Consider the following 11983-nt stretch of genomic DNA (forward strand, 5'->3'; position numbering starts at 1 on the left):
CGGCTGAATTTCGGCAGCCGCCTCAATTAGAAAGGTGATAATTATGGTGTCTCGATGCCGGCGCGCGCCTGCTCCTGGATCATGAACTGGGCCCGCGCGAGATCGGCAAAACGGCCGCCTTTTGCCACCAGTTCATCGAAAGTTCCGCTTTCGATCACCCGTCCCTGCTCGAACAGCAGGATGCGGGTGGCGTGGCGGATGGTCGAGAGGCGGTGCGCGATCACGAAAGTGGTGCGCCCCTTCATCACTTCGTCGAGAGCGGCGTTCACCTTGGCCTCGGTGACGGCGTCGAGCGCGCTGGTCGCCTCGTCGAGGATCAGGATCGGCGGGTCCTTCAAGAGCGCACGCGCGATCGACAGCCGCTGACGTTCGCCGCCCGAGAGCATGCGGCCGCGCTCGCCGGCATGGGTCTCGAACTTCTTGTCGCTGCGCTCGATGAAGTCCAGCGCCTGCGCGCGCGCCGCGGCGGTACGCAGCTCCTCATCGGTTGCATCGGGCTTGCCGACGCGCAGGTTCTCGGCGAGCGACCGGTTGAACAGCAGCGCCTCCTGGAATACCACGCCGATGTTCCGCCGCAGCGCCATCAGCTTCATCGCGCGGATGTCCATCCCATCGATCTTGATGAGGCCGGATTGCGGATCGAACGCGCGATGCAGCAGTGCGATCGCGGTGGACTTGCCGGCGCCGGTCGAGCCGACCAGCGCGATGGTCTGGCCCGGCAATGCGGTGAAGGAGAGGTCCTCGATCGCCGGCCGCTTGCCGTCATAGGAGAACGAGACGTCGTTGAATTCGACGAGGCCCGACAGCCGTCCGGGATCGATGGCGCCGGGCCTATCGCGCACCGCCGGCACCGCGTCCAGCACGTCGAAGAACTCCTGCAGGCGCGGCGCCTCCATGAAGACGTTGTTGATGAAGCTCACCACCTGTTCGAGCTTCTGGATCAGCATGGTGGCGAACGAGACGAACATCACGATCTCGCCGACCGTGGTGAGGCCTTCATTATGGAGCGCGATGCCGACCGTGAAGATCGCCAGCACCGTGATGGTGGTCGAGGCGCGCGTGATCACGGTGACCAGCGCCCACCAGGACAGCACCGGCATCTGCACCGCGAGCAGCTTGTCGGCGACGAAGCGCAGGCCCTGCACCTCGGAATCGATCCGCACGAAGCTCTGCACCAGCGCGACATTGCCGAGCGCGTCGGAGGCGCGCGCCGACAGGTCGCTGTAATACGCCTCGACCTCGCTCTGCATGCCGTAGGTCTTGCGCACCACGAGCGTGGTCAGCACGGTGAACACGACGCACAGCACGAACAAGAGGATCGCCAGCCGCCAGTTGATGTAGAGCGCGAGCGGCAGCAGCACGATCAGCGACATGATCGCGGCGAAATGCTCGCGGAAGAAGGCGAGCCAGAGCCGCCACAGTGCATCGGTGCCGTTCAGCATCACCTTCATCAGCCGTCCGGAATGGGTGCCGGAGTGGAAGGTCAGCGGCAGCTGCAGGATGTGCTCGAAATAATCCGTCAGCACCGCCTGGCGCTGACGGTGCGCCAGCCGGTCGGCCTGGAGCGCCACGATCGCGCTGCAGCCGATCGTGAACAGGCCGAACGCCGCCCAGGCCACCAGCAGCGGCCAGGCCGAGGAGGTCGCGAACAGCCCGGTGACCGGCCGGCCCGACAGCACGTCGACGATCTTGCCGAACAGCACCGGCTCGGCGAATTGCGCGGCGGCGAGCAGCATGTTGGCGGCGGCGAGGATCCAGCCGAGCCGTGCCTCCTTGCCGAGCAGTTCGAGGACGCGGGTATAGAGGCGGAGCATGGACATGCCGGCGGGACTCGTAAGCGGTGGACGCCCGGTGAGGCGGGATGTGATCTAATCAGGGTTCGTGATGCGGGGCCAGCGGGTGATGGCCCCCCTGCTGCGTTATCCAATTCCGTCGCCCGTCATTGCGAGGAGCGACAGCGACGAAGCAATCCATGCTTCCACGCGCCCGGCGACAATGGATTGCTTCGCTTCGCTCGCAATGACGTGGATAGGATGAGGGCTCAATTCACCAGCCGGCTATCGATCGGCGGCAGGAATTGGTCGTCGAAGATGTCGGCGGCGTGCGGCCGCTGCTGGAATTTGAAGTCTTCCGCGAGCTGGTCGACCGAGCGCTCGAAGCGCTCCGGCTCGATGCCGCCGAGGCCGTTGCGCTTGACTTCAGTGGTCAGGATGTTGTCGCGAAGGATGGCGCCGAGCCGCTCGAGCTCGAGATCGCGCGAGCCGCCGTCCATCCGGCTCACCACCTCGCCCGCGGCACGGGCAGGGTCCTTGACGGTGAGGTTGGTACCGCCGATCACCGCGCGCACGAACCCTTTCACCACATCCGGTTTCGCCGCTGCTAGCCGCGGGCTGACGATCACGGCGAAGCCATAGGCCACGCAGCCATAGTCGGCGAAGCGCAGCACCGCGAGATCGTCGGCCGGCACGCCGCGATCCCGCAGATTGATCGCGGAGAGATAGGAGAAGCCGGTCACGGCATCGACCTGGCCGGCCGACAGCATCGGCTCGCGCACCGCGGCGCTGATCGTGTTCTGCTTGACGCTCGCAAGCTTGATGCCGTTCTGCTTGGCGACCGCGGGCCACAGCCGGATCGAGAGGTCGCCCTCGGCGACGCCGAGGTTCTTGCCCTCCATGTCGGTCAGCGTGTTGATGCCGCGGCTCTTGCGGGCAATGATCGCGTAGGGCGCCTGGTTGAACAGCACGAACACCGCCTTGACGGGCGCGGCACCCGGCTTGTCGCGAAAGCGGATCAGCGCGTTGAGGTCGACGAGGGCGAAATCGCTCGCACCGTCGGCGACGCGCGCGATGGCATCCGCCGAGCTGGTCGCGACATTGGTGCCGACGTTGAGGCCCTCGGCGCCGAACAAGCCGCCGGTCGACGCCATCACGAAAGGTGCGGCGACAGCATCGAGCGGACGGTCGAGCGTGAACTGGATCGAGAGCGGCTGCGGCGGATCGCCGGCATACAGCGTCGTCAAGGCCGGCCACACGCCGCCCGAAAGGCCGATCATGCCGGCCAGCATCCAGCGGAGAACGGTGGTCCGACTTACCTGCATCATGCCATCCGGGAGGCGAGACAAAGTGCCGCGCCGGCTGCGCGCCTGTTTCACGACATCGAATGCGCCAACGAAAGCTGCAGTTCAAGCGTCAATTTCAGGCGTTATTTGCAGCCATTTTGCCCTGGGCAAAGTGAACGGCCGATGACTGGCAGGATCTAAGCTGTTTTCACGTTAGGGTTGTTCAGCTTGCATTCGGTTTGGGGAACCTAATCTAGAGGTGGTGGTTAGCTAACCAAGGCCCGTCGGGCCGGCTTCCATTAAGGATGACTGCAATGTTTGCGCGAAAGGGTGTTTTTTCGTCCATTGGCCGCGCAGCCACGTTGGCAACGGTTGCCGCGGTGGCGTTGACGGCCGTTGAGCCGACGATGGCGTTCGCAGGCTCGGCTCCGGCGGGCAAGGCGGCCACAGTGACAACGTCACAAGGCACGAGCGGTGCGACCGACATCAGTGCGCGCCGTCGTTACTATCGCGGTGGCGGTGGTGGCGCGGCTGCTGCGGCCATGTTCGCCGGCATCGTCGGCACGGGTCTGGCGATCGCCGCAGCCCAGAGCCGCCGCGACTATTACGACTCCTACGGCTACTACGGTGGCCCCGGTTACTACGGTGGTGGTCCTGCCTATTATGGCGGCCCGGCCTATTACGGCGGCGGACCGTATTATGGTTATCGCCCCTATTACGGGCGCCGCTCCACGCTGCCCTATACGCCGTACTGACACGGGCGGTTCTCGAAACTGTCACAATCGATCCAATCCACCGGCTGCGAGGCCGGTGGATTTTTTGTCGTCCATTGCGCCGTTAACACGCCGGCGACGCGTTTCGATTAGGCTCGAACGATGGGTGATTCGATCGAGCGGCTTTACCAGGCGGTGATCGCGGCCAAGGATCTTGATCCGGCCACGTCGCGCACGGCACGGCTGTTCCAGCGCGGGCCGGCCAAGATGGCCAAGAAGCTTGCCGAGGAAGCGGTCGAGGTCGTGATCGACGCCATCAGCGGCAAGCCGGACGCCGTGGTCCGCGAGAGCGCGGACCTGCTCTACAATCTCACGGTGCTCTGGGCGTCCGCCGGCGTGAGGCCCGAGGATGTCTGGCGCGAGATGGAGCGACGCGAACGGCTGCTCGGGCTCGCCGAGAAGCTGCCGAAGTCGCCGGTCAAGGTCTCCAAGAGCCTGTCCAAGACCGCGCCGGTCCCGGTGGTCCGGCGTCGAATTGTCGCGCTGGAGAACCGGCTGCGCAAACGGTAGCCGTAAACCCAACCGGAAAGGCTGGACAACCCATGCCCCGTCATCCTGAGGAGCGCGCTCTTGCGCGCGTCTCGAAGGATGCACGGCCCGGCTGGTGACCGATTCATCCTTCGAGATGGCGATCCGATATCGTTGAAATCGACCCTATTCGGCCCAATCCCGGCATGGACAAATCGGCTCCATGATGGTTCATCGCGCCCATGTTGAAACGGATTTATGACTGGTGCGTCGACGCGGCCGACAAGCCCTACGCACTCTGGATTCTCGCGGCGGTCGCGTTCGCCGAGAGCTCCTTCTTCCCGATTCCTCCCGACATCATGCTGCTGCCGATGTCGCTGGCGCGGCCGAAGCGGGCCTGGTGGTTCGCGGCGGTCTGCACCGTGGCGTCGGTTGCCGGCGGCGTGCTCGGCTACGCGATCGGCGCGCTGCTCTACGACTCGCTCGGGCAGTGGCTGATCCATCTCTACGGCCTCTCCGACAAGGTCGACGCGTTCCGCGCCTCCTATGCCGAGTGGGGCGCCGTGATCATCCTGGTGAAGGGGCTGACGCCGATCCCCTACAAGCTCGTCACCATCACGTCAGGCTTTGCCGGCTACAACATCTGGCTGTTCATCCTGTGCTCGATCGTCGCACGCGGCGGCCGCTTCTTCTTCGTCGCGGTGCTGCTCAACCGCTATGGCGATGTCATCCGCGCCGAGCTCGAGAAGCGGCTCGGCCTGTGGGTTGCGATCGGCGCCATCGTGCTGGTGCTGGGCTTCGTTGTCGCATTCAAGCTGATCTGACCAAAGTCCTAGTCGTCAGCGTCTTTGCCCACGGACGGCTTCCGACTACGCTCGCTGCGATGGCCGATGGAATCGACGACCGGTGAATCCCGCAAGACTCAATCCCGCCAAGGCACGCGCTGCGATGGCGGGCCTTGCGCTGTCGATGGCGCTGCCAGCGATCGATAGGGGATGGGCGCAGAGTGCGTCACCCGCGCCTGGTGTCCAGTCGCCGGCGCAGCAGTCTGTCGAGCCTCAGCAGCCGCAACAGATCGAGCTGCCGGCCGCGCCGGTCGAGCGCGAGAACCCCGGGCTGATCAACGAAATCGGCAAGCTGTTCGAGAAGTCGAAATCGGCGCTGCCGCCGCTCAAGAGCCCCGGCGAGACCCTCAACGACCTCACGAACATCGCGCGGCCCTCGACGGTGGTGACCGGGCGCGCGGCCTGCGTGGTTGCCTCGAACGGCGCGCCGGATTGCAAGATCGGCGCCGACCGGCTGTGCCAAAGTAAAGGCTTCAAGGAAGGCAAGGGCATCGACACCGACGCGTCAGAGAAATGCTCGCCGCTGGTCTATCTGCCGGGCCACAAACGCGGCCCGAACGACTGCAAGACGGAAAATTTCGTGACACGGGCAGTCTGCCAATGAGGCAGACAAAACCACCTCTGGGATGCCAGACGCCTGCGAAAAATGCCGCGCCTGGATGAAGTTTTGTCATCCATTTCGCAGCGCCATAACGCAATACTTGACACTGGAAAGATTCTTGTTGGTATGACGGTCAGCATTCGAGATCAATCGACCAACCCTTAGGATCCGCCGCCAATGTCCATGCCTGCTCTGTTCAAGGGCCGCCTGTCTCTTCCCGTGATCGGGGCACCGCTGTTCATCATCTCGGTGCCCGACCTCGTCATCGCCCAGTGCAAGGCCGGCGTGGTCGGCTCGTTCCCGGCGCTGAATGCGCGGCCGCCGGAACTGCTCGACGAATGGCTGTACCGGATCAAGGAAGAGCTCGCCGCCCATGACAAGGCGCATCCGGAGCGGCCGTCGGCGCCGTTCGCGGTCAACCAGATCGTGCACAAGTCGAACAACCGGCTCGATCACGACATGGCGCTGTGCGAGAAGCACAAGGTGCCGATGATCATCTCCTCGCTCGGCGCGCGCGAGGAGCTCAACCAGGCGGTCCACGGCTGGGGCGGCATCGTGTTCCACGACGTGATCAACCAGAAGTTCGCCCACAAGGCGATCGAGAAGGGCGCCGACGGCCTGATCCTGGTCGCGGCCGGCGCCGGTGGCCATGCCGGCACGCTGTCGCCGTTCCCGTTCGTGTCGGAGACGCGGCAGTGGTTCGACGGGCCGATTGCGCTGTCGGGCACCATCGCCAACGGCCGCGCCATCCGCGCCGCGCGCATCATCGGCGCCGACTTCGCCTATATCGGCTCCGCCTTCATCGCGACCAAGGAAGCGAACGCGGTCGAGGGCTACAAGAGCATGATCACCAATTCGTCCGCCGAGGACATCGTCTACTCCAATTTGTTTACCGGCGTGCACGGCAATTACTTGAAGCCGTCGATCGTCGCAGCCGGAATGGATCCGGAAAACCTGCCGACGTCGGATCCCTCGAAGATGAGCTTCGGCACCGATGCCTCGGGCGAGCGCGCCAAGCCGAAGGCCTGGAAGGAGATCTGGGGCTCCGGCCAGGGCGTCGGCAGCATCTCCAAGGTGGTGCCCGCGGCCGAGCTGATCGGCCGCTTCAAGAAGGAATACGACGAAGCGGTCGATCCGGCGCTTGCTTGATGGAGCCGATCTTTCGCGTTGACGGCGACCGCGTCGTCACCAGCCCCGACGCCGCGGGTCCGTGGGACCCGCGGATGCAGCACGGCTCCGCGCCGGCGGCGCTGGTGGTGTGGGCCGCCGAAGCGATCGCGACGCCGGTGCCGATGCGGATCGCGCGCGTCACCATCGACCTGATGCGTCCGGTGCCGGTGGCGCCGCTGACGGTTGCGAGCGAGATCCTGCGCGACGGCCGCAAGATCCAGCTCTGCGGCGTCAGGCTGTTCGCCGATGGCGTCCTCGTGGTCTCGGCCACGGTGCTCAAGATCAAGCATCAGTCGGCCGGGTTGCCGCCTGACATCGCAGCCCTTCCGGTCGATCTGCCGGGGCCCGACCAAAGCATGGTCGAGCCGGGCAATCTCGCGAACAGTCCGTTCGTGAAGTGCATTTCGATGCGGGCCGCGCGCGGCCGCTTCGGCGTGATGGGTCCGGGCGCGATCTGGTTCCGCGTCAATCAGCCGCTGATCGCGGGCGCCGCCGTGTCGCAGGCGATGCGGGCGGTGGTCGCCTCGGATTTTTCCAACGGCACCTCGCCGGCGCTCGATTTCAACCAATGGACCTTCATCAACGCCGATCTCACCGTGAGCCTGGCGCGCGAGCCGGTCGGCGACTGGATCCTGCTCGACGGCGAATCCTGGATCGGGCCTGACGGTGCCGGGCTTGCGATGTCGCGGCTCGCCGATGTCAGCGGTTATTTCGGCCGGGCGGTCCAGAGCCTGGTGATCGAGCGCCGCTGACCTGCGCTTCTCCAACCTCCCCTTGAAAAGGGGAGGTCGCTTTGCCCGCCAGAGCAAAGCGGGTGGGGATCTGCTGTCTCCACGCGCTGCCGAGCCTGCGGCTGACCCTCATCCCGACCTTTCCTCCCTTTCAGGGGGAAGGCGAAGACCGGCCACGCCTCCTGTGCATGGGGTTGTTTCACCGATTCGCGTTCACGCTGCGGGGGCCGCGCCAAGCGACTGGCCCTGCGACAAAAATAACCTCCCTTCATGGGAACGGTTGGCCGCACCAGCGAGTTTCGCTCCCGTTAGGGGGCCCCATGACGCGTATCGATCCCGCCGCCGGCATCGTCGCATTGGCCGCCTGGCGGCATCGTGCTGGGCCGGCCGGTCGCTGCGCCTGGGTGCCGCAGGGACGAACGCGATGAAGCCTGGCCCGTCCTCGGAACGCGCGGTCATCCTCGCCGCAAGCGAGCGGGACGCCGTCAAGACCGCCCATCTGATCAAGGAAGCCGGTTACTACGCCAATATCTGCGGCGACCTCGCCGAGCTCGAGCGCCAGGTCGCAAGCGGCGCGGGCCTTGCCATCATTGCCGATGAGGCGATCCGGACCGCCGACCTCGCCGGCTTGACGCGTTGGCTCAACGCGCAGCCGTCATGGTCGGATTTCCCCATCGTGCTGATGAGCGAGGCCGGGCCTCCCGAGCGGAATCCGGAAGCGGCGCGGCTCGGCCGCGCGCTCGGCAACGTCACCTTCATCGAGCGGCCGTTTCACCCGACCACGCTGGTGAGCCTGGTCGCATCCGCAGTGCGCGGCCGTCGCCGCCAGTACCAGACCCGCCAGATCCTCGAGGACCTGACCGAGAGCGAAGATCTGTTGCAGACCGCGCTCAACGCCGGCCATCTCGGCGCGCTCGAGGTCCATCTCCCTGATTTCGAGCTCGAGGCGTCGCCGACCTGCAAGGCCTTCTTCGGGCGCCGGCCCGGCGATCCCTTCACCTATCAGGATCTGCTGGGTTCGGTGCATCCCGACGACCGCGTCCGCCGCGCCGAAACCGTCGAGCAGACGCTCCGCACCGGCGCGGACTACCGGATCGAATATCGCAACATCTGGCCTGACGGCACCCAGCACTGGGTCGATGTCCGCGCCCGTGCGGTGCGCCGCCCCGACGGCAGCATCCGCTCGCTGGTCGGCGTCTGCTCCGACATCACGGCGCGCAAGACCGCGGAGATCGAGCGCGAGGCGCTGCTGGCGCAGCTCGCCGCCGAGCGCACCGCGCTGGCCGAACTCACCGCGACGCTGGAGCAGCGGGTCGAGCAGCGCACCGCCGACCTGATGAAGGAGGTCGCCGCGCGCGAGCGGGCGCAGGAGCAGCTCCGCCATGCCCAGAAGATGGAGGCGATCGGCCAGCTCACGGGCGGCGTCGCGCACGATTTCAACAATCTCCTGATGGCGGTGATGGGCAATCTCGACCTGCTGCGCAAGCGGATGCCGGAGGACCCGCGGCTGCGCCGGCTGGTCGATGGCGCGTTGCAGGGCGCCGAGCGCGGCGCTTCGCTGACGCAGCGATTGCTGGCGTTCGCGCGGCAGCAGGATCTGCGCGCGGTGCCGGTCGACCTCGGCACGCTGGTGCGCGACATGAGCAACCTCTTGGAGCGTTCGCTCGGACCGCGCATCGTGCTGCGGCTCGACATTCCCGAGGGGCTGCCGCCGGCCTGCGTCGATACCAACCAGCTCGAGCTTGCGGTCCTCAACCTGGCGATCAATGCGCGCGACGCGATGCCGGATGGCGGTGTGATCGAGATCCGTCTCGCGGCCTCGCAGGCCAAGAACGATCCGGTGCTGCAGCCGGGCAAGTACCTGAAATTGTCGGTCGTCGACAGCGGCACCGGCATGTCGCCGGAGGTGTTGAAGCGAGCGATCGAGCCGTTCTTCTCGTCGAAGCCGGTGGGCAAGGGCACCGGGCTCGGCCTCTCGATGGTGCATGGGCTCGCGGTGCAGCTCGGCGGCGCGCTGCAGCTGTCGAGCGCGGTCGGCAAGGGCACCACAGCCACGCTGGTGCTGCCGGTCGCGACAACGGCGCCGGCGGTCGAGAGCGCGGCGCCCGCGCCGCAGACGGTCAAGCGCTCGGCGGTGATCCTGCTGGTCGACGACGATGCGCTGATCGCGATGTCGACCATGGAGATGCTGGAGGACCTCGGTCATCGCGTGATCGGCGCCCATTCCGGAGCGCAGGCGCTCGATATCCTCAGGACCGATCAGGAGATCGACCTGATGATGACCGATCACGTGATGCCCGGCATGACCGGCGTCGAGCTCGCCGCGGCCGCGCGCAAGCTGCGGCCGCACCTTCTCGTGCTGCTCGCCACCGGCTATGCCGAATTGCCCGACGGCATCCAGCTCGACCTGCCGCGGCTGGCCAAACCCTATCATCAGGATCAGCTGCGCGAGCGGCTCGATCAGCTGTTGCGGCAGGACGCGAAGCAGCAAGCGGCTTCGGCCAGCGAAAACAGCCTCGCTGCGCGTTCTACGCTCTCACCGTCACCCTGAGAGAGTGTGAATGTATTCAGTGTCGTCCTGGCGAAAGCCACGACCCATTACCCCGAGTGCCGGTCGTTGCGCGACGCTGGGGCCACTGTTGCACTCTCAATCGAACTGGGTGGTTATGGCTTTCGCCAGGACGACGACGTGGGGCGGCCGCTCGCTACAATTTCTCAGACCGTCACCCTGAGGAGCCGCGAAGCGGCGTCTCGAAGGGCGACGGCCCGGCTGTCGCCGCAATGGAGACGCACGCTGAATATCGGGGCCGTGCATCCTTCGAGGCGCGCAAGAGCGCGCGCCTCAGAGGGTGTGATTTTTTTGGGGTTTCAGCGAGCATTATAGCCGAAAGCCGGCGCGGTGTGATTCTCTGGCGATGATGGATTCGCGGGAGGTGATGTTGGCTGCCGATGAGTTGTTTGGGGACCTGCCGGAGCAGGCGAAGCCACCAGTCGAAGCGGGCTTGCCCGGCGCTCCGCGGCTGCGTGAGCCCCAGCGCGACCAGATTGCGCTGCGAGCGGTTGATATTGAGAGCCTGATCGGGGAAGACCATCCGGTGCGGCTGATCTGGTCTTATGTCGAAGAGCTTGATCTGAGTGAGTTGGAGGACCGGATCAAGGCTCGCGGCGATCGTCCCGGTCACCCCGCGACCTCGCCCCGGCTTTTGCTGGCGCTGTGGCTCTATGCCGCCAGCGAAGGCGTTGGCAGCGCGCGGGCGTTGGAGCGGCTGTGCGAGAGCCACGATGCCTATCGCTGGCTGTGCGGCGGGGTGTCGGTGAACTATCACCTGCTGGCGGACTTCCGGGTCGGCAACGCCGATCTGCTTGACCGACTGCTCAGTGAGCATCTGGCAGCGTTGGCAAAGGCCGGTCTCGTCGATCTGGAGACCTTGGCGCAGGATGGCATGCGGGTCCGGGCCAGCGCCGGGGCCGCCTCGTTCCGGCGCGAGGCGACGCTGGATAAGCATTTGGCGCAGGCTGAGGCCGTGGTGGAAGACCTCAAGCGCGAGGTCGACACACGCTCGGACGCCAGCAATAAGTGCCCGGGCAGCCAAGGAGCGGGCCGCGCGGGAACGCAGCGCGCGGGTGAAGGCGGCGCAGACGGCGCTCGCCGAGATCAAGCAGCAGCGCAAGGAGCGCGAAGAAAGTCGCGGCAACGGCAAGACGCCGAAGGAGCCGCGGGCCTCCACGACGGACGCCTATGCACGGGTCATGAAGATGGCGAACGGCGGCTTCCGCCCCGCCTACAACGTGCAGGTGACGAGCGTGGCCGGGGAGCAGATCGTCGTCGACACCAGAATTTGCAACATCGGATCCGATCGCGGCCTGATGCGTCCCATGCTGGAGCGGCAGCGTGCGCGGCCCGGAGGGTTGCCCAAGGACCATCTCGTCGATGGCGGCTTTGGCAGTGCCGAGGACATCGAATGGGCCTATGCCGAGGGCATCGATATCTTTTGTCCGCCCACTCAATCCAAGCACGGTACCGATCCCTATCTACCGCGGCGCGGCGACGGTCCGGGGGTGTTGGCCTGGCGTGCGCGAATGGCGAGCGAAGAGGGCAAGGCCCGATACAGGTCCCGGTCGATCTGCGAGTGCATCCATGCCCGCTGGCGCAATTGGGACCTGCGGCAATTGACCGTGCGCGGCATCGAAAAGGTCCGTGCCGTCGTGCTCTGGTACGCCCTCGTCAACAACATCCTGCAAGGCAACCGCCTCTCCAGAGCCTAAACAACGGGTCATCGCCGAACTCGAACTCAAACCTGCCAATTGCTGCGACGAACAGCCGCCAAAAACTCCGC

Annotated in this window: 9 protein-coding genes and 1 pseudogene; 8 read left to right on the top strand and 2 right to left on the bottom strand. The window is 65.8% G+C overall.

The annotated features are described in order from the left end of the window. Window positions 1–41 precede the first annotated feature (41 nt). Both ACVW17_RS12405 and ACVW17_RS12410 read right to left on the bottom strand, forming a co-directional pair. Window positions 42–1820 (bottom strand): glucan ABC transporter ATP-binding protein/ permease, encoded by a 1779-nt coding sequence (locus tag ACVW17_RS12405; protein WP_456752154.1) that lies wholly within the window; start codon window positions 1818–1820, stop codon window positions 42–44. Between the two features lie 221 nt (window positions 1821–2041). Beyond that, window positions 2042–3097 (bottom strand): ABC transporter substrate-binding protein, encoded by a 1056-nt coding sequence (locus ACVW17_RS12410; protein WP_456752155.1) that lies wholly within the window; start codon window positions 3095–3097, stop codon window positions 2042–2044. Between the two features lie 275 nt (window positions 3098–3372). On the opposite strand from ACVW17_RS12410, the gene ACVW17_RS12415 reads away from it, so the two are divergent. The 8 genes and pseudogenes from ACVW17_RS12415 to ACVW17_RS12450 all read left to right on the top strand — a co-directional run bounded on the left by ACVW17_RS12415 (window position 3373) and on the right by ACVW17_RS12450 (window position 11912). Continuing rightward, window positions 3373–3813, top strand: a complete 441-nt coding sequence (locus tag ACVW17_RS12415) for a hypothetical protein (protein WP_456752156.1) — start codon at window positions 3373–3375, stop codon at window positions 3811–3813. A gap of 120 nt (window positions 3814–3933) precedes the next feature. Then, on the top strand, window positions 3934–4341 hold the full coding sequence (gene hisE / locus ACVW17_RS12420; RefSeq protein WP_456752157.1) for a phosphoribosyl-ATP diphosphatase: 408 nt from the start codon (window positions 3934–3936) through the stop codon (window positions 4339–4341). Between the two features lie 200 nt (window positions 4342–4541). Beyond that, the gene (locus ACVW17_RS12425) at window positions 4542–5123 is read left to right on the top strand and encodes a YqaA family protein (protein ID WP_229185920.1); all 582 of its coding nucleotides are present in this window, start codon (window positions 4542–4544) and stop codon (window positions 5121–5123) included. An 82-nt stretch (window positions 5124–5205) separates the two neighbouring features. Further along, the gene (locus ACVW17_RS12430) at window positions 5206–5748 is read left to right on the top strand and encodes a hypothetical protein (protein WP_456752158.1); all 543 of its coding nucleotides are present in this window, start codon (window positions 5206–5208) and stop codon (window positions 5746–5748) included. Window positions 5749–5922: 174 nt separating this feature from the next. Beyond that, window positions 5923–6894: an NAD(P)H-dependent flavin oxidoreductase gene (locus tag ACVW17_RS12435; protein ID WP_456752159.1), complete on the top strand. Its 972-nt coding sequence runs from the start codon at window positions 5923–5925 to the stop codon at window positions 6892–6894. Next, on the top strand, window positions 6894–7667 hold the full coding sequence (locus ACVW17_RS12440; protein ID WP_456752160.1) for a thioesterase family protein: 774 nt from the start codon (window positions 6894–6896) through the stop codon (window positions 7665–7667). The genes ACVW17_RS12435 and ACVW17_RS12440 overlap by 1 nt, the downstream gene beginning before the upstream one ends. A gap of 403 nt (window positions 7668–8070) precedes the next feature. Next, on the top strand, window positions 8071–10197 hold the full coding sequence (locus tag ACVW17_RS12445; protein WP_456752161.1) for an ATP-binding protein: 2127 nt from the start codon (window positions 8071–8073) through the stop codon (window positions 10195–10197). 385 nt (window positions 10198–10582) lie between these two features. After that, window positions 10583–11912: pseudogene (locus ACVW17_RS12450) on the top strand (IS1182 family transposase). Window positions 11913–11983: the final 71 nt, after the last annotated feature.

This window comes from Bradyrhizobium sp. USDA 4473 (assembly GCF_054063335.1).